This window comes from Nitrosovibrio sp. Nv6 (assembly GCF_900110495.1).
Taxonomy (GTDB): domain Bacteria; phylum Pseudomonadota; class Gammaproteobacteria; order Burkholderiales; family Nitrosomonadaceae; genus Nitrosospira.
In genome coordinates this window covers 306,044-323,388 of sequence record NZ_FODX01000001.1, presented here as the reverse complement: position 1 = coordinate 323,388, position 17,345 = coordinate 306,044, and the positions used below count along the sequence as shown (strand labels likewise).

Annotated in this window: 17 protein-coding genes and 1 pseudogene; 14 read left to right on the top strand and 4 right to left on the bottom strand. The window is 54.3% G+C overall.

Annotated features, from left to right (window positions below; all coding sequences use genetic code 11):
- The first annotated feature begins 16 nt into the window (after nucleotides 1–16).
- The 9 genes from fliJ (at nucleotide 17) to fliR (ending at nucleotide 6,694) form a co-directional block, all read left to right on the top strand.
- Nucleotides 17–466 carry a flagellar export protein FliJ gene (fliJ, locus tag BMX66_RS01590; protein ID WP_090877724.1) on the top strand — a complete coding sequence of 150 codons (450 nt, stop codon included), beginning with the start codon at nucleotides 17–19 and terminating at the stop codon, nucleotides 464–466.
- 42 nt (nucleotides 467–508) lie between these two features.
- Nucleotides 509–1,933: a flagellar hook-length control protein FliK gene (locus BMX66_RS01585; protein ID WP_090877722.1), complete on the top strand. Its 1,425-nt coding sequence runs from the start codon at nucleotides 509–511 to the stop codon at nucleotides 1,931–1,933.
- 258 nt (nucleotides 1,934–2,191) lie between these two features.
- Nucleotides 2,192–2,698, top strand: a complete 507-nt coding sequence (fliL, locus tag BMX66_RS01575; protein WP_090877718.1) for a flagellar basal body-associated protein FliL — start codon at nucleotides 2,192–2,194, stop codon at nucleotides 2,696–2,698.
- 6 nt (nucleotides 2,699–2,704) lie between these two features.
- The gene (gene fliM / locus BMX66_RS01570; RefSeq protein WP_090877716.1) at nucleotides 2,705–3,682 is read left to right on the top strand and encodes a flagellar motor switch protein FliM; all 978 of its coding nucleotides are present in this window, start codon (nucleotides 2,705–2,707) and stop codon (nucleotides 3,680–3,682) included.
- Nucleotides 3,683–3,738: 56 nt separating this feature from the next.
- Nucleotides 3,739–4,134, top strand: a complete 396-nt coding sequence (fliN, locus tag BMX66_RS01565) for a flagellar motor switch protein FliN (RefSeq protein WP_090879678.1) — start codon at nucleotides 3,739–3,741, stop codon at nucleotides 4,132–4,134.
- A 73-nt stretch (nucleotides 4,135–4,207) separates the two neighbouring features.
- Nucleotides 4,208–4,732: a flagellar biosynthetic protein FliO gene (gene fliO, locus BMX66_RS01560; RefSeq protein WP_090877714.1), complete on the top strand. Its 525-nt coding sequence runs from the start codon at nucleotides 4,208–4,210 to the stop codon at nucleotides 4,730–4,732.
- Nucleotides 4,733–4,739: 7 nt separating this feature from the next.
- On the top strand, nucleotides 4,740–5,504 hold the full coding sequence (gene fliP / locus BMX66_RS01555; RefSeq protein ID WP_090879674.1) for a flagellar type III secretion system pore protein FliP: 765 nt from the start codon (nucleotides 4,740–4,742) through the stop codon (nucleotides 5,502–5,504).
- A gap of 64 nt (nucleotides 5,505–5,568) precedes the next feature.
- On the top strand, nucleotides 5,569–5,838 hold the full coding sequence (gene fliQ, locus BMX66_RS01550; RefSeq protein WP_090877712.1) for a flagellar biosynthesis protein FliQ: 270 nt from the start codon (nucleotides 5,569–5,571) through the stop codon (nucleotides 5,836–5,838).
- Nucleotides 5,839–5,881: 43 nt separating this feature from the next.
- Nucleotides 5,882–6,694, top strand: coding sequence for a flagellar biosynthetic protein FliR (gene fliR, locus BMX66_RS01545; protein ID WP_090877710.1), 813 nt, complete (start codon nucleotides 5,882–5,884; stop codon nucleotides 6,692–6,694).
- A gap of 90 nt (nucleotides 6,695–6,784) precedes the next feature.
- On the opposite strand, the gene BMX66_RS01540 is transcribed toward fliR, so the two are convergent.
- Nucleotides 6,785–7,573, bottom strand: coding sequence for a PEP-CTERM sorting domain-containing protein (locus BMX66_RS01540; RefSeq protein WP_143058175.1), 789 nt, complete (start codon nucleotides 7,571–7,573; stop codon nucleotides 6,785–6,787).
- A gap of 472 nt (nucleotides 7,574–8,045) precedes the next feature.
- Here BMX66_RS01540 and BMX66_RS01535 point away from each other — a divergent pair, with 472 nt between their 5' ends.
- Nucleotides 8,046–9,134, top strand: coding sequence for a hypothetical protein (locus tag BMX66_RS01535; protein WP_090877706.1), 1,089 nt, complete (start codon nucleotides 8,046–8,048; stop codon nucleotides 9,132–9,134).
- A gap of 247 nt (nucleotides 9,135–9,381) precedes the next feature.
- Here the strand turns inward: BMX66_RS01535 and BMX66_RS01530 are convergent, their stop codons facing one another.
- Nucleotides 9,382–10,572 carry a pyridoxal phosphate-dependent aminotransferase gene (locus BMX66_RS01530; protein WP_090879670.1) on the bottom strand — a complete coding sequence of 397 codons (1,191 nt, stop codon included), beginning with the start codon at nucleotides 10,570–10,572 and terminating at the stop codon, nucleotides 9,382–9,384.
- Between the two features lie 96 nt (nucleotides 10,573–10,668).
- Between BMX66_RS01530 and uvrB the strand changes: the two genes are divergently transcribed.
- Nucleotides 10,669–12,756, top strand: a complete 2,088-nt coding sequence (gene uvrB / locus BMX66_RS01525) for an excinuclease ABC subunit UvrB (protein ID WP_090877704.1) — start codon at nucleotides 10,669–10,671, stop codon at nucleotides 12,754–12,756.
- A gap of 46 nt (nucleotides 12,757–12,802) precedes the next feature.
- On the opposite strand, the gene BMX66_RS01520 is transcribed toward uvrB, so the two are convergent.
- Entirely contained in the window at nucleotides 12,803–13,147 is a 345-nt protein-coding gene (locus tag BMX66_RS01520) for an NrfJ-related protein (RefSeq protein ID WP_255398751.1), read from the bottom strand.
- 245 nt (nucleotides 13,148–13,392) lie between these two features.
- Nucleotides 13,393–13,896 (bottom strand): hypothetical protein, encoded by a 504-nt coding sequence (locus BMX66_RS01515; protein WP_090877703.1) that lies wholly within the window; start codon nucleotides 13,894–13,896, stop codon nucleotides 13,393–13,395.
- Nucleotides 13,897–14,483: 587 nt separating this feature from the next.
- Between BMX66_RS01515 and BMX66_RS01510 the strand changes: the two genes are divergently transcribed.
- The 3 genes and pseudogenes from BMX66_RS01510 to nuoC all read left to right on the top strand — a co-directional run bounded on the left by BMX66_RS01510 (nucleotide 14,484) and on the right by nuoC (nucleotide 17,343).
- Nucleotides 14,484–14,888 (top strand): NADH-quinone oxidoreductase subunit A, encoded by a 405-nt coding sequence (locus BMX66_RS01510; protein ID WP_090877701.1) that lies wholly within the window; start codon nucleotides 14,484–14,486, stop codon nucleotides 14,886–14,888.
- Nucleotides 14,889–14,960: 72 nt separating this feature from the next.
- Nucleotides 14,961–15,437: pseudogene (locus BMX66_RS01505) on the top strand (NADH-quinone oxidoreductase subunit B family protein); the annotation flags it as partial.
- 124 nt (nucleotides 15,438–15,561) lie between these two features.
- Nucleotides 15,562–17,343: an NADH-quinone oxidoreductase subunit C/D gene (nuoC, locus tag BMX66_RS01500; RefSeq protein ID WP_255398749.1), complete on the top strand. Its 1,782-nt coding sequence runs from the start codon at nucleotides 15,562–15,564 to the stop codon at nucleotides 17,341–17,343.
- Nucleotides 17,344–17,345: the final 2 nt, after the last annotated feature.

Sequence of the window (17,345 nt, the reverse complement as noted above, 5' to 3'; positions counted from 1 at the left end):
CGGATCTCATCGAAAAATGTCTAAATCTTCTGCTTTGGCGACGCTGCTCGAACTGGCGCAAACGCGCACAGACGACGCAGCAAAACGCCTGGGAGCACTGCACACGCAGGGCGTGCACATGGAAGCCAAGCTCCAATTACTGCTGCAATACCGGGATGACTACTGTGCCCGCTTCCAGGCATTGATGCAACAAGGGTTAACCGCATCCGACTGGCGCAACTACCAGGAATTTCTCGATAAGCTTGATGATGCCATCACTCAGCAGCATGAGGCTCTGGCTTCGGCGCAGCAGCGCGTTGCGGCGGGCAGGGCAGCGTGGCAGTCGGCCAAGCGTACTTTCAACTCCTATGACACGCTGGCACAGCGCGGTATGCGAGCGGAATTGCTGCGTACCATAAAGCGTGAACAGCAGGAAACTGACGAGCATGCAGGCAATACCACCGCGCGTAAGAAAATGCCGCGCTAGAGGCTTCCTTTCCAATCACATTCAAACTATCGAGAACAAACTATGCTGACCTCGCCCATGCTGCCCAATTCAACTTCATCCCCAGTGTCTCAAATCAAAAAATCCGGCCTCGCTTCGGATGCTGCCGATACCGGAGGAGCCGGGCAGGCAGTGGGCTTCAGCGAAGTACTTGAGCACGAAATTAACGGAAAAGGCGATGTGCCCGGTATCAGGTCGGCCGATGGGAATGCGGCGCAAGCCAAAACTTCGAATGATATGGCCATGCGCACCGGGCAGATAGCGGGCCGAAACGCGGAAATACAGAAGGACGGCAAGGATACAGAAACCTCCATGGCTGCAGCCATCATGGCGTCACCGTCCATCGCCCTCGCAAATGGGCTGCCAGAACCGGCGTCAGGCTATTCACCCGAAGCCTCGATCGGCAATCACGTTGATGCCTCAGACCATGCCTTGACCGATGCTTCGGCCAATCTCACGCCCGAAGTGCCACAGGCCGAGCTGGCCGCGACCGTCGCGCAGCAAGCGGGTGTTGCAGCCTTGCAGCCTGGACTGGCCGCTGAAGCCGGAGCCGGTGCGGAATCATCCGCGCAGGCCGGGGTGCGAGCCGCCGCTTCCGGGGCAACTCCCCGAACCGCCCAGTTATCCGCTACAGTATTGTCTGAAATATCGACCGAAACATCAGTGGACGTATTGGCGGCCGAGATGGTGACCAACGCGGCTGGGACGGTAACCACGGCGAAACAGGCTGAGGCTGCGCGCGCGATTATTGGAGATGATGCGCCAATCGGGACAGGACCGGCTGCAGCGCAGGGCGCTTCTCCACGTCTGCAATCAAGCTTGCCGGAATTCAGCTTGAGGGAGGTCAACTGGATAACGGAAGGTGAAAAATCAGCGCAATTCCTGACGGATGCGTCCCACCAAAGCTTGCCTCCCGCACAGACGGAAGCAATGATGACGGCCATCGCAATCGAGCGCGGGTCCGCCTCCGCAATTTCGACCGTAGCGGCAGATGCACCTGCCCATGCAGCTGCCGCGCTTGGGCTGGAGCCTCGCCTGGGTGCACCCGGTTGGGATAACGCATTGGGTCAGAAAGTACTCTGGATGGTGTCCCAGCAACAACAGGTTGCGGAACTGAATCTCAACCCTCCCGGTCTTGGACCCTTGCAAGTCGTTTTATCCGTTACCGGAGATCAGGCCAGCGCAACGTTTGTTTCGCAACAACCCGAAGTGCGGCAAGCACTGGAAGCCGCCCTACCTCGGCTTAAGGAAATGATGGCGGACAGCGGAATCAATCTGGGCAGCACGACCGTTAGCTCCGAATCCCCTCAACAACAAAGAGAATTCGACAGGCAAGGCCGGCCTGGCGCACGTTATGATGGCGTCGGTCTGGGAACCGCGCAGGGGAACGATATGGGCGTCAGTCATATCCGTTCCGCCGGAAACAGCCTGGTGGACACATTTGCGTAGCTTTCGATGGAGCGATACAGACTGCTGGCCAGAGTTAAAAATACTTGCGATTTTCGGGCCGGGCCAGATAAGCGTCAGACAGCACATGGCCCCCCAGTTTTTATTTATCTTTCCGCTGCATTTGATCTTCCCCGGTCTTCTGGCCAATATCGTCTCGCACCAAATTCCGAGTTGGCACTTTTTTCTCCCTCTGTTCCCCGCGTTATCGCGCTGCTATCGGCGTGATAATGATATTCACAATTTGCAACAGGATGAAATATGGCAACGAAGCTGAACAAGCAGGACAGGGATTATAAAGAACAATCCAAGGTTATCAGGCCGGAACAAAAAACCGGAAAAAGCAGCCTGATTCTCGTGATTGTTTCTGCGGCGCTGCTGCTCTGCGCAGGAGCCGGAGGCGCTGCGTGGTATTTCAATCAGGTTCGGGACGAGGCGGCCGTCATGCACAAACCACCTGTTTTTCTCAGCCTCGATACATTTACCGTCAATCTCCAGGGTGAGCACAACGAGCAGCACCTGCAGACCAGTCTGGCCTTGAAGGTTGAGGATATCAGGACAGTCGATTTGATCAAGCTGCGCATGCCTGAAGTGCGCAACCGCATCTTGCTGCTTCTTTCCGGCAAAGAGGCCTCACAGATTACCGCCATTGACGGCAAGAAAAAGCTTGCCGCCGAATTGCAGGTGGAGATCAATCAGCTCTTCAATGAAGGAGGCGCCGGGCACGCCGTTGAAAGCGTGCTTTTTACTTCTTTCGTCATCCAATAAGCCTCCATGAGCAACGACTTTCTCTCCCGGGAAGAGGTGGATGCACTGCTTAAAGGAGTAACAGGTGATGCGGAAGCGGTTCAGCAGAACAATGCATCGTCAAGCTTCCGTCCCTATAACCTGGCAACGCAGGAGCGTATTGTGCGCGGGCGCATGCCGACGCTTGAAATCATCAATGAGCGGTTTGCACGTCTGTTACGGCTTGGCCTGTTCAATTTCATGCGGCGGAGCGCAAACGTCACTGCCGGACCGGTAAGGGTAATCAAATTCAGTGAATTTGTGCGAACCCTGGTGGCCCCGAGCAATCTGAACCTTGTTCACGTCAAGCCGTTACGCGGGACCTCGCTGTTCGTGTTCGATCCTACACTGGTGTTCCTGGTAGTGGACAATCTATTTGGTGGCGACGGGCGTTTTCTCCCCAAGAAGGAAGGCCGGGATTTTACCCAGACTGAGCAGCGTATCATTCAGCGCCTGCTTAATCTGGTGTTCGACAGCTATGGAAAATCGTGGCAGCCGGTATATCCCATCGAGTTCGAATACATTCGCGCCGAGACAAACACCCAGTTCGCCAACGTAGCGACACCCAATGAAGTGGTTGTGGCCACCACGTTCGAGGTCAATTTCGGAGCGGTCGCCGGAGAGATGCACATATGCGTCCCATACTCCATTCTTGAGCCGATCCGCGATCTGCTTTCCAGCAGCATGCAGGGCGAGGCGCTGGAGGTGGACAAACGATGGGTTGGCCGCTTGTCAAAACAGGTGCAGTCCGCTGAGGTAACCATGCTGGTGAATCTGGCGCATGTGCAGGTTACCCTCGATCAGATACTCAACATGCAGATAGGCGATGTCATCCCGCTGGACCTTCCCGAGTTTGTCACCGCCAGCGTGGATGGCGTACCGGTAATGGAATGCCGTTATGGCATATCCAATGGTCAGTATGCATTACGCATGGAAAAAATGCTTGGCTCCGCGAGTAACGAATGAGCTCAGCCGAACGCCGCAACCTGTCCAAGCGACCTTTTACGAATAAACCCGAGGAGATGAACGTGTCCGCAACCCAAGCCAATTCCGCACCTTTAACGACCGAGCGGGAAGATGCCGCCACCGCTGCCGCCGATGGCGATCCGGCACCGATTTTCGAGCAATTCACCGGCACGCAAAAGGTGCAGATTCAAAATGACATTGACATGATAATGGATATACCCGTCCAGCTCACCGTGCAACTGGGACGGACCAAGATCGCCATCAAGAACCTGCTCCAACTGGCGCAAGGTTCCGTGGTCGAACTGGACGGCCTGGCCGGGGAGCCGATGGATGTGCTGGTCAACGGCTATCTGATTGCCCAGGGCGAGGTTGTCGTGGTCAATGAAAAATTCGGTATCCGCCTGACCGACATCATTACACCGAGCGAGCGGATTCGTAAATTAAACCGCTAAATCCTGAAAGCCTGATCCTGGGTGTGAAACAGATGAGTACTGAGCGAACTCGCATTGCCACGCATAGAAACCCATGATTCCGACCAATACATCTTGCTCTATCGAAGTCTCGCCCCGGGCGGGAAGTTTACTGGCGGGGTTGAAGCGTTTTCTTGTGCCGGGGCTAGCCGGCTCCTCTTACGCGTTGCCGGCCAATTCCCTGGCACAAACAGCGTCAGCCGGGGGCGCCGCTTCCGGGACCAGCATGCTTCAGGTCATGATTGGTCTGGGGCTGGTGCTGGCGGTAATGGCTGGTTGCGCGTGGCTTATGAGGCGTTTCGGCGGTATGCAACGGAACTCCGCCGGCGCAATCAAGGTTATCGGCGGCTCCGCTGTAGGTCAGCGTGAGCGGGTGGTGCTGGTGGAAGTTGCGAATACCTGGCTGGTAATTGGTGTTGCGCCAGGTCATGTGACGGCATTGCACAGCATGCCGAAAGGTGAGATTACCGGCAGTACTGGTGATATCGCCAGTACTGGCGGCGGGACCGGGACAGATGCACGTTTTTCCGAATGGTTCAGGCGAATGATCGACAAGCGCGGTAGAGAGCAGCATGACTAAGAAAGGGATGAACAAGCTCTCCGGGGCGCGCATCGCACCGGGAATCGCGGTTGGGATGGTGTTGCTTGCCGCGCCGTTATTCGCATTGGCGCAAACGCCGGGTCTTCCCGCGTTCACCAGCACGCCGGCTCCGGGAGGAGGGCAAAACTATTCCCTGAGTCTGCAAACCCTGCTGCTGCTGACATCGCTCACTTTCCTGCCGGCTGCGCTGCTGATGATGACCGGCTTTACCCGCATCATCATCGTGCTTTCGCTGTTGCGCCAGGCCCTTGGCACGCAATCGTCGCCGCCCAACCAGGTGCTCGTCGGGCTTGCGCTGTTTCTTACTTTTTTCGTCATGGGTCCTGTATTTGACAGGATTTACGAAGACGCCTACCAACCGTACACCGATAACAAGATAACGATGGCCCAGGCGCTGGAGAGAGGTACGGCGCCGCTCAAAACATTCATGATGAAACAGACCCGCGAAGCGGACCTGGCGCTGTTCGTCAAGCTCTCCGGCGTTCCGCAATTGAACGGACCGGAAGACGTGCCTTTGCGGGTACTTGCCCCGGCCTTTGTCACCAGCGAATTGAAAACCGCATTTCAAATCGGCTTTGCCGTATTCATTCCCTTTCTCATTATCGACATGGTTGTCGCTTCAGTGCTCATGTCCATGGGCATGATGATGGTCTCGCCCGCTCTCGTGGCATTGCCGTTCAAGATCATGCTGTTTGTGCTGGTCGACGGATGGCACATGCTGATCGGTTCACTGGCGGAGAGTTTTTATTGATGCGCAAGAGAGAAACAATGATCGATCAGACAGTTAACTCCGGTCGATTTTTAAGGAAAAAACGATGACCCCGGAAAGTGTAATGACGCTGGGCCAGAAGGCCATGGAAGTAACCCTGATGATTTCCGCTCCGCTGTTGCTGGTTGCGTTGGCGACCGGCCTGCTGGTAAGCATTTTCCAGGCCGCCACCCAAATCAACGAGATGACGCTCTCTTTCATTCCCAAGCTTGTTGCGCTATTTGCCGCGCTGGTGCTGGCTGGGCCGTGGATGCTCTCAGTAATGCTCGATTATATGCGGCAGGTGTTTGAGGGAATTCCGGCGCTGGTGATCTAGCGATTGCAACGCCGGGGTATCGTGCATCCCAGCATCGGGAAAAATGATCACTTTCAGTTCTGCCGATCTTAACGCCTGGCTGATCGCTTTCCTCTGGCCGCTTGCCCGCGTTCTGGCATTATTGGCGGCGACGCCGGTTCTGGGAAACATGGCTACTCCCACGCGGGTGAAGATCGGGCTGGGCGTGCTTATTACGCTCGTTATAGCACCAGCCGTCGGGCCGTTGCCCAACGTAGAACCGGCCTCGCCCGAGGGACTGCTGGTGCTGAGCCAGCAGATCGTGATAGGACTGGCGATGGGCTTCGCGATGCGAATCGTTTTCAGCGCTGTGGAGCTGGCCGGAGAAATAGCGGGCCTGCAAATGGGCCTGGGTTTCGCAACGCTCTTTACCCCCCAGAGCGATGGCAGCACGCTGGTAGTGGGCAAATTCCTTGGCCTGCTGGCGACGCTTACATTTCTTTCCTTAAACGGTCATCTGCTGATGCTGTCGGTACTGGCCGAAAGTTTTACTGCATTTCCTATTTCCATCGAGCCCTTTTCAGCTGTCGGGTGGAAGAAGCTTGCCGACTGGGGAGGCACGATTTTTCTGGCAGGCCTGAAACTCGCGCTGCCGGTCGTCGCCGCGCTGCTCATTGTCAATCTGGCGCTGGGCATTCTGACTCGCGCCTCCCCCCAACTCAATATCTTCGCTGTCGGTTTTCCGATCACGCTGATGGTCGGCATGGTAGTGCTGATGCTGTCGCTTCCATACTTTACTCCGGTGATCGAACAATTGATCACGGAAGGGCTGGAAACCATGCTGGAGATTGCTCGTGCCGCTCGCCCTTCCTCCCCAGGCCCCATGCCGCCATCCTGATCGTCATTCTATTGTCATTACCTGTTCAAGGTTTGCCCGAAAAGCCATATCTGATAATAAATGGAACTATCTGGCCTCATGTTCTAAAAATCAGTCGCGTGCTTTTGATAGCTTGCGGCGACGTATAACCGCAAGGCTGGCGAGGCCGATTCCCAGCAGGCTCAAGGAACCCGATTCGGGTAGGTCGTTTATCGCAAGTAACTGTCCGCTCTGATCCGGGTAGAAATAGTCGCCAAGAGTAAGAGAACCGGGCACCAGACTGACGGCGGCAACCTCGTCACCTGACCCGTGCATAACCGCTGTATCATCAATGCTGCCAACCGTACGCAAATTCGAAAATGATGGGCCAAACGTATCCCTGTCTGACTTTTCCCTATATTTCTTGTAATCTGATATGGTTCCCGTTGCCTGCATTAACCCCTGACCTGTCAGGATATTTTGCCCGCCCTGTAATATTCCACCTCCTGTTGCTCTCTGGAAACTGCCGGTTCCACCCGTTATCTTGAAGATGGAGTCCGTCAAGGTAAATATCGGTAGATAAGGCGTTGGAGTAAAGAAACCGCTATAGTCGGCAAACAACTCATTTCCATTCGATACCGTAAATATCATTGTTCCGGTAAAAGCGAAGTAGTCATCGATAGGAGTGATGCAATCATTAGTCTCAAACGAAACCCGACCTAGGAGAGAGCTGGTTCCAATACCGGTGGTCGTGCCTCCAAACTGCGATGCGCAGTCAGGTCTGTAACCTACCTGCTCCTGAGTGATTCCGCTAATAGTCAGGGCTGCTCCCTCTACGGCAGTCAGAGGCGCGATAACTGATGTGATTGCCAGCGTCGAGACTAATGCACGCCTTATTAGATTTGAATTGGCTGTTTTCAAGTTAACTCCTTCTATTTGGGGATGGCGCTTCAATTATCGTATCCTGTCCAAAACTCCCGGAGGTTTAGCTCCGGATGCGAATTTATAACGCCTGACCTTCGGCGTCAACCGAACAATAGGAAATATGTCAAGACTTTATAACCACTCTTCCCCGTTGGTTTTTTAATTTTTGATTCAGCCCGGCTTTCGCCCGCATGAGTATAAGGTGAAAGTCCCGACGGACTCTCGAGATTTGGGAGTTGATGGCGAGCGGGTATTGAATACATCCAGGCCGCATTCGGCGGGGTTGCGATGGCCTGATGGTTCATATCCCTGGAATAGCACCGGCAGGAACCGGGGCGCGTGCGCCGTTGGATAACCAAAATTGAACTTTTCCCAATTGCTGCTAGAGTAAATCATTCGGCAAGAAAAAACGGTAAGCAATCTCCGCCTTTAACCCACACCGTCTTAACGTGCTTTGGGGAATTACAGGATGCCCATACTCGACCATGCCACTTTTATCAGTCGCTTGAAGGGAAAACCCATTAATACCGTCGAACTGCAGAGCGTTTATCCAGAGTTGGATGTGGGGAGCATCTCGGATAACGGGTTTATCAAAGGTACGATGCAGAATCTTGAAAAGTTATGGGAGATTATCGATAACTACGACCGTGATGGCAATGTCAATACGATTTCCGATCAACCTGCCTTGTCCATTGCCGAATGGTTGTTCGCCAAAACGGGAAGTACCGCGACCATGGGCGAAGAGACGGTAAGCTGGAGGAAGGTTGCGGAACTCGGTGACAAGAGCATCACTGAAAACAGCAGCGCGCATAAGACTGCCATCGAGCAAACCGGTGTGGGCCTCTACTACGGGGACCATTCGCCCTTTCATGATGCAATTCTGAGAGGCGACCGCCCCGGCCTACAGACGCAGATAGACGCGATGAGCGCCGGTAACTGGCGAATGGGATCGATCGAGCCCGGCGCCGTTGTCATAGAAAACCCGTCGGGACGGGCTGCCCGTATTCGGGAAAGCTCGTGTATCGGCTGGGTGATGGATAACGTGAAAGCGGCCTATGAAGGCGCCGGGATTGAGGCACGGTTTGCCGAGATAAGCAGTAGAGTGAAGGATGCTGATCTGCGGGGGACCGTCCTCTGTGAAGAATTGCAGAAGGACGGCTGGACCGCCGTGTTTTATTGTCCGCGCACTGCCGGCGATCTTGAGGATTCGGGCGAACGCGAAAAACTAGGCGCGCTTAACATGGCAAAAGCGGGCGCGCGCGTATGGAAATCGCCCGTGCCCGGTTCGGCAGGTGTACGTTGCGACGCAGTCATCACGGGCTACCGCGGCGTCACGCCGGACAGGAAAACCGAAGCACTGTTGGAAAAGCTGGAGAATGTACCATTCTTCGTTGGCGTGGCAAACGGGGGCATACATACCTTTGTCGGGCATAAGGGGAGCGTATGCGATTTCCACTGGACCGCGCAGCCGGATGATAAGAATGCGATGACCGAAAATTCCGTCAGGGAATGGAAATGGGATACGGGACTCTACATGGTGCCGCCGGGATACTGGTAAAAATCGGTGGGAGAGAAATGGGAATGCCATGTCGCAAATGTTTCCCTGCCTCTCGCCGCGCCTGGAACCGATATTCCGCTGCCGCCCCCGCACAGGACTATTTCAAGTTCGGCAGCGTTAATGGCGTTGATGCCGCGGCCTGAAACACGGGTCGCCAAAAGGCTTTAGAATATTCAGCATTTGTGCTCCTCCTGAGAAATCGATCCCCTCTCAGACGCCAGAGCCTCCTCGCTTGCACCTTCAGTTTTCAGGCCAACGCTTTCGCGATGCGGCCGAGTGCGTTTTCCAGGTTGGTCATGGTGGTGGCGAAGGAAAGCCGGATATATCCTTCACTGCCGAATGCGGATCCAGGTACCACCGCAACCCCTTGTTCCAGCAGATATTCGCTGAGCGCGATATCGCTGCAATCCTTGATTTTCCCTTTGGCATGCACCCCGCTTATGGCCTCCCTGACATCGGCAAAGGCGTAGAATGCGCCCGCTGACAACAGGCACTTGATGCCCGGAATGGCGTTGAGCGCATCGGTCACGAACCGGTTGCGTTCCTTGAAGGCTGTCACCATGGGTGCAATACACGATTGGTCGCCGTTAAGCGCTATTTCGGCGGCGGCCTGTGAAATGGAAGTGGGGTTGGAAGTACTCTGGGACTGAACGTTCTCCATTGCGGCGATGATGTGCTGCGGGCCCCCGCAATAACCGATGCGCCAGCCGGTCATTGCGTATGCCTTGGACACTCCATTGAGTACCACGGTCCGTGGATACAGATCAGGACATGCGTTGAGGATATTCACGAATTTGCCATTGGAAAGCAGAATATGTTCGTACATGTCATCGGTGGCAACCAGGATATCCGGGTGTTTGAGCAGAACTTCGCCCAGGGCCTTCAGCTCATCCAATGTATAAACCGCACCAGAGGGATTGCTGGGGCTGTTCATGACGAACATTCTGGTTCTGGGGGTGATGGCTTGTTCCAGTTGCGCCGCGGTTATTTTGAAACCTTGCTCGATACCCGCCTCGACGATTACGGGCTTGCCCTCTGCGATAAGAACGATGTCGGGATAGGAAACCCAGAAGGGCGCGGGTATGATGACTTCATCACCAGGATTGATGAAGGAAAGTGTCAGGTTGAAGAAGCTTTGCTTTCCACCGCAAGAAACCAGGATTTGACTGGCAGTGTAATCAAATCCGTTGTCGCGCTTGAACTTGGCGATAATGGCATTCTTGAGGCCTGGTGTGCCGCCCACCGCCGTGTATTTTGTAAAACCTTTGTTAATGGCGATAATGGCCGCATCCTTGATATGTTGCGGGGTATCGAAATCGGGCTCGCCGGCTCCAAGCCCGATGATGTCCCGGCCTTCCGCCTTGAGCCGGGCAGCTCGGGCAGTTACGGCCAGGGTGGGGGAGGGCCTTATGGCCTGAACGCGCTTTGAGAGTTCCACGATAATGTCCTTAAGCCGATGCGACGGGCGTCTGCATGATAAAATTGCCGAAAACCAAGCTGAAGAAAAACCTGATTCGGTCCGCAAATTATACCCGTGATCGTTACCTTCCCCAATAGTCCTTACAAGCTGCATCAGCCGTTCAAGCCTGCCGGTGATCAACCCGAAGCGATCGACAAACTCGTGGAAGGGATAGAGGACGGCCTCGCGTTTCAAACTCTCCTGGGCGTGACGGGTTCAGGCAAGACTTTCACCATGGCTCACGTGATCGCGCTGCTGGGGCGGCCTGCGATTATCATGGCGCCAAACAAAACGCTGGCCGCGCAGCTCTATGCGGAAATGCGGGAGTTTTTCCCGGAAAACGCGGTCGAGTATTTCGTTTCCTATTACGACTATTATCAGCCGGAAGCGTACGTACCGTCGCGCGACCTTTTTATCGAGAAGGATTCCAACATCAACGAGCATATCGAGCAAATGCGCCTGTCCGCAACGAAGGCGCTGCTCGAGCGGGATGACACTATCATCGTTGCTACCGTATCGTGCATATACGGCATCGGTGATCCTGTGGACTACCACGGGATGATTCTGCATTTGCGCGAGCACGAAAAGATTACTCAACGCCAGGCTATACAGCGCCTGATTGAAATGCAGTATGAACGCAACGAGTTCGAATTCTCTCGCGGAACTTTCAGGGTGAGGGGAGACGTGCTTGACATATTTCCTGCGGAAAGCTCGGAAACAGCCGTGCGCGTATCATTGTTCGACGATGAAGTGGAAAGCATGACACTGTTCGATCCGCTCACCGGCAGAACCTTGAGGAAAGTATCGCGTTACACGGTTTATCCATCCAGCCACTATGTGACGCCCAGAAGCACTACGCTGCGTGCGATCGAAACGATCAAGACCGAACTGCGCGAACGCCTGGACTTTTTCCAGCAGCACAACAAACTGGTAGAGCTGCAGCGTATCGAACAACGCACCCGTTTCGATCTGGAAATGCTTAACGAACTGGGCTTCTGCAAAGGCATCGAGAACTATTCGCGGCACTTGTCGGGGAAAAATCCGGGAGAGCCACCACCCACCCTCCTCGATTACCTGCCGCCCAGCACCCTGATGGTAATCGACGAGAGTCACGTCACCGTCCCACAGGTAGGCGGCATGTACAAAGGTGATCGTTCCCGCAAGGAGAACCTCGTGGATTACGGCTTCCGCCTGCCCTCAGCGCTGGACAATCGTCCGCTGCGATTCGATGAGTTCAGAAAAGTCATGCCGCAAACGGTATTTGTTTCGGCAACTCCCGCGGAGTTTGAGCGCGTGCACAGCGGCCAGGTAGTAGAGCAGGTGGTACGGCCTACCGGTCTGGTGGATCCGCAGATCGAGGTTCGTCCTGCCACCACTCAGGTCGATGACCTTATGTCGGAGGTCAACCTCCGCACGGCCAAAGGCGAGCGCGTACTGGTTACGACACTCACCAAACGCATGGCTGAAGATTTGACCGATTATTTTTCCGATCATGGCATCAAGGTGCGCTATCTTCATTCGGATATCGATACGGTAGAGCGGGTGGAAATCATTCGCGACCTGCGGCTGGGCCAATTCGATGTGTTGGTAGGGATCAATCTGCTGCGAGAGGGTCTGGACATACCGGAAGTTTCCCTTGTAGCCATACTGGACGCCGACAAGGAAGGTTTCCTGCGGTCGGAACGTTCGTTAATACAGACCATAGGCCGTGCCGCCCGCCATATTAACGGCACAGCGCTGCTATATGCCGACAGGATTACGAATTCAATGCGCCTCGCCATGGACGAAACCGAGCGGCGGCGCAATAAACAGATCCTGTTTAATCAGGAACACGGCATTACGCCTCGCAGCGTTCAGAAACGTGTCAAGGATTTGATTGATGGGGTGTACAACATGGAAACCGCCCAGCAACAGCTCAAGGCGGCACAGGTACAGGCGCGCTACGATTCCATGAGCGAGGTGCAACTGGCCAAAGAAATCAAGCTACTGGAAAAGCAGATGCTTGATGCAGCGAAAAATCTTGAATTCGAGCGCGCAGCGGAATATCGGGATGAATTAAAGAAATTAAAAAACAAGCTCTTCGTGGGGTTTGTTGAACCAGAATCTGAGAAAAACCCGGAAACAGCCAACAAACGCCGGAAGACGGGAAGGACGATTAAATAAACTGATTTATCAGAGACTTATATAATAATATTAAAGTGGTATCTAGCTAGTCAATTACGGTTGCTGAATTGACAAAAATAATTTGATCAAAGGTACGATTCAGCGTTTTGCTGTTGAAATTTTTCATAACCAGGCTTTGTTCAAAACGAACACGGTCACCCGGCTTAACTCTTGTGGTCGGGGCGGCTATCCAGAAACGTTTCTCGGTATTTGCCAATTCCATGTAGGTGTATCCCGGCGCATCCAGTGTGGATAGGACTTTACCTTCGTTAGCCGGCATTCCCGCGGCCGCGCCGCCGTTATTTTCGCCCGTCTTTTCCGCAAGCGCATGTAGCGGGCTCAGCAGTGCCAGCCCAAATGAGAAAGCTATTGCCAGGTAAGATATTTTCAAAACCAGCCTCCGGTATATTGAGTGGAATTCCAGTCGCGAATAATACACCTCAATCCCGGGAGTTCCAATGGAAAAAACTGCCTGGACTGAGGTGTTTTTGTTTCAATTCTTTGTTTAAGGCAGTGAATGTAAACATCTATCTAGCAGGAATGCTACAGCTCGAGGCACGCTGTTTTTCCCCTTATATTTGAACCGATTTACTCCGAAATTCGTATACACTGTAATACGTGTTGATGAAGGTCGAATCAGGGAGTTCCTGTCCACGGGTCAGTCTGCCGCTCAGTTCGAACGCCTGCTTCCCCCGGCGCACTCCGCGGATCAAACATAAAAAGCGAGGGCGTCGAGCCATCCAGCAGAGTCGGTGTGCCGGGCAGATCGCGTGGTATAACCGTAATGCCTGGGGCCACCACATTTGAAGCTAATGGGTCTGTAGCAGGGCGTTCTTGTTGCTGCAAGGCACTACTGACGCTAATTCCTGCCGGACTGTGCTTGCGCGCGCATATTTCAGTTGCGTCTTCTACGCTTCTGCCCGCTTTTTGCTCTGCGGCTTCGCACGCCAACTTTTGATAGACAGTCATGTATTCAGCTGCCTCTTTATACTGACCAGTTTTCATCAGTTCATTCACATGGCGCTGCGCATCCCTGAACTTGCTTTGGGCATCCGGCTTTTGAAATATCGGAGAAGTATCGGTCGCCCACGCAGTGCTTGAAATTATGGCCACGAAAATAGCCGCAACTATAAATTTCATGTTTTCTCCCATTCAGTAATGGAGGTGGAGAATTATAGAATGGCGGTTCAAGAAAAAAAACCACGGATTGCTTGAGGCTATTGCTGAATATTTTATTTCAATAAATTTGGTTAAAACCACCGTCTGCGGTTAGACGATTTCAGTTGTCTGCTTCCAAGCTGCGCCAACCCACCTACTTTCAGTAGGTGGTAGTTCAGTCGATTAAAAAATCTGGTTTCAAGCTTCTATGCAAAGCCGTAGATAGAGATACAGAAGGCAAGTGTTAGTGCTCGTTGTCAGTTTGCAGGCCCCGTCCAGATCCCCGAAAAATCCAGTATGTTCCGACAAGACTCGTCAGGCCTCTGTGTGCTATCGAACTGAATCACTCGCATTGTAGGCGTATCAATAACCTTCTATTAAACCAGTTCACGAATTTCGATAAATCCTGGAGGTTAGCAAGAAGCAGCGATTCTTGCCGACTTTAAATCAGCATTGCTGCAACGAGTATAACGCGTTGCGTTATTGGAAAGCCGTTGCATTCAGCGAAGGTGGTGGGACACTCGGCCGCTGGCGGAAACTCTCAGCGATCAATCGGCGGGATCTGATCCGTGGATACTTCAGCAATACAATCGATTAATGTTTGGCCTCTGGTGGCTTACTTCTTTCTCGTCATCGTTCTGGTGGCAGGGATATTGGCGTTGTCATACATCATCGGTGAACGCCATAACGCCAATGCCGCGGATGAGCCTTTCGAGTCCGGTATCGTCACTGTCGGTCGTGCGCGGGTGCGTCTATCCGCCAAATTTTATTTGATCGCAATGTTCTTTGTGATTTTCGATGTGGAAGCCGTGTTCCTTTTTGCCTGGGCCATCGCTTTTCGTGAGCTGGGCTGGGCCGGTTATATCGAGGCGATCATCTTTATCGGTGTGTTGGGTGCGGCCCTGGCTTATCTGTGGCGGCTGGGCGCGCTGGATTGGGGCCCAAACGCGCCCACTCTCCCAAAAAAGAGGTGAATGATGCGATGGTCGCTGAGTAGAGCAACCGAACCAGCCAAGCCAACCGGGCCAAGGCCTGAAACGTCAGTTATCCCCGACGCTAGTGGATTTGAAGAAGATGTCCGCAGAAGTGTGTTACTTGCGCGGCTACAGGATCTCATCGCGTGGGGCCGCAAGAATTCCGTCTGGCCCTACAACTTCGGCCTCTCTTGTTGCTATGTTGAAATGGCAACCAGCTTCACCAGCAAGTATGACGTGGCCCGGTTCGGCTCCGAGGTGATCCGTGCCTCACCTCGTCAAGCCGACTTGATCGTAATTTCCGGCACCGTATTCATCAAAATGGCGCCGGTACTCCAGCGGCTCTACGAGCAGATGCTGGAACCGCGCTGGGTTATCTCGATGGGTTCCTGTGCCAATTCCGGCGGGATGTATGACATTTACAGCGTAGTCCAGGGCGTGGACGAATTCATTCCGGTGGATATTTATGTTCCAGGTTGCCCGCCTCGTCCTGATGCATTCATGCAGGGCCTGAACCTGCTGCAGGACGCGATTGGCAAGGAAAGGCGTCCGTTGAGCTGGGTCATTGGCCCACAAGGCATAGAGCGTTCGGACCGGTCATCGCAGCGGGACCGCAAGCGGGCCGAGAGAATGCATGAAAGGGTGCTGCGTCCGCCTGACGAGGTCTGAAACCTTGAGCCAACTTTCATCCGATGCTGCCCTGGGTTCGAACGTTTTCACAGAATTGCGAAATCGCTTTCGGACGATGCCCCGCACGATGATCGGTCCGGTCCAGGAAACCCGCGATGGCATTCCCACTCAGTGGATCTCCAGGAATAGTGTGCGCGATGTGTTGCGTTACCTGAAACTGGAAGCGGAGCACCCCTACCCCATGCTATATGACCTTACCGCCATTGACGAGCGAAGCAGAGTCCACCGCGAGGGTCAGCCTGCAAGCGATTTTACCGTGGTCTACCACCTTCTGTCGTTCGAGCGCAACGCAGACATCCGCCTCAAGATCGCACTAACCGCCGCTGACCCGCAACTGCCCACCATTACGGACATCTGGCCCGCAGCGAATTGGTACGAGCGCGAAATATGGGACATGTTCGGCATCGTCTTCGCTGGCCACCCACACCTGCGCCGAATCCTGCTCCCGCCCACCTGGGTAGGCCATCCATTGCAGAAGGATCATCCGGCACGCGCTACCGAGATGGAGCCGTTCCGCTTGCCGCAAGACAAGCAGAACGCCGAGCAGGAGGCGTTGCGCTTTCATCCGGAAGAGTGGGGAATGCGACGCGCGCATGATGGTGCCGATTTCATGTTTCTCAATCTGGGACCCAACCATCCGAGTGTGCATGGCGTCTTTCGCATCGTATTGCAGCTCGATGGCGAGGAAATCGTCGACGCCGTGCCCGATATCGGCTTTCACCACCGCGGCGCGGAAAAAATGGGCGAGCGTCAGTCCTGGCATACCTACATCCCCTATACCGACCGGGTCGATTATCTGGGAGGGGTGATGAACAACCTTCCCTATGTGCTGGCGGTAGAAAAACTGGCTGGCATCGAAGTGCCCGATCGAGTGAAGGTAATTCGCGTAATGATGGCCGAGTTTTTTCGCATCGCCAGTCACCTGGTGTTCTATGGCACTTTTGCACAGGATCTGGGAGCGCTGTCGCCAGTATTTTTCATGTTTACCGACCGCGAACGCGTGTTCGATATTGTAGAGGCCATCTGCGGCGGACGCATGCACCCAAGCTGGTATCGAATCGGCGGCGTGGCGCAGGATCTACCCAATGGGTGGGATGGGCTGGTGCGGGACTTCCTCGGGTATATGCCGGCCCGCCTCGATGAGTATGACAAGATCGCGCTGGGAAATCGCATACTGAAGGCCCGCAGCCGGGATGTAGGCAGCTATTCGGTAGACGAGGCAATAGAGTGGGGAGTGACCGGCCCCGGCTTGCGGGCATGCGGTTTCGAATGGGATTTCCGCAAGGCGCGGCCTTATTCAGGCTATGACCAGTTCGAGTTCGATATACCGACGGGCAAGAGGGGTGATTGCTACGATCGATGCGCAGTTCGCATCGAGGAAATTCGCCAGAGTCTGCGGATAATCGAGCAGTGCCTGAACCACATGCCGACCGGTTCCTATAAGGCGGATCATCCGCTTACCACACCGCCACTCAAAAAACGTACTTTGCACGATATCGAAACTCTCATCGATCATTTCCTTGGCGTGAGCTGGGGGCCTGTCATCCCGCCGGGAGAAGCATTCATGGGAATTGAGGCGACCAAGGGGAACAATGGCTATTATCTGATCAGTGACGGCAGCACCATGCCCTATCGGGTGCGCATCCGCACGCCATCGTTCCCGCATCTGCAGATGATCCCCCTGATCAGCCGGGGGGGGATGATTTCGGATTTGATCGCGACTCTGGGCAGCATTGATTTTGTAATGGCGGATGTGGACCGCTGAAA

Bases quoted from the DNA above. Each gene is read 5' to 3' on its own strand.
- fliJ (WP_090877724.1), top strand. From the start codon at position 17: ATGTCTAAATCTTCTGCTTTGGCGACGCTGCTCGAACTGGCGCAAACG.
- BMX66_RS01585 (WP_090877722.1), top strand. From the start codon at position 509: ATGCTGACCTCGCCCATGCTGCCCAATTCAACTTCATCCCCAGTGTCT.
- fliL (WP_090877718.1), top strand. From the start codon at position 2,192: ATGGCAACGAAGCTGAACAAGCAGGACAGGGATTATAAAGAACAATCC.
- fliM (WP_090877716.1), top strand. From the start codon at position 2,705: ATGAGCAACGACTTTCTCTCCCGGGAAGAGGTGGATGCACTGCTTAAA.
- fliN (WP_090879678.1), top strand. From the start codon at position 3,739: ATGAACGTGTCCGCAACCCAAGCCAATTCCGCACCTTTAACGACCGAG.
- fliO (WP_090877714.1), top strand. From the start codon at position 4,208: ATGATTCCGACCAATACATCTTGCTCTATCGAAGTCTCGCCCCGGGCG.
- fliP (WP_090879674.1), top strand. From the start codon at position 4,740: ATGAACAAGCTCTCCGGGGCGCGCATCGCACCGGGAATCGCGGTTGGG.
- fliQ (WP_090877712.1), top strand. From the start codon at position 5,569: ATGACCCCGGAAAGTGTAATGACGCTGGGCCAGAAGGCCATGGAAGTA.
- fliR (WP_090877710.1), top strand. From the start codon at position 5,882: ATGATCACTTTCAGTTCTGCCGATCTTAACGCCTGGCTGATCGCTTTC.
- BMX66_RS01535 (WP_090877706.1), top strand. From the start codon at position 8,046: ATGCCCATACTCGACCATGCCACTTTTATCAGTCGCTTGAAGGGAAAA.
- BMX66_RS01515 (WP_090877703.1), bottom strand. From the start codon at position 13,896: ATGAAATTTATAGTTGCGGCTATTTTCGTGGCCATAATTTCAAGCACT.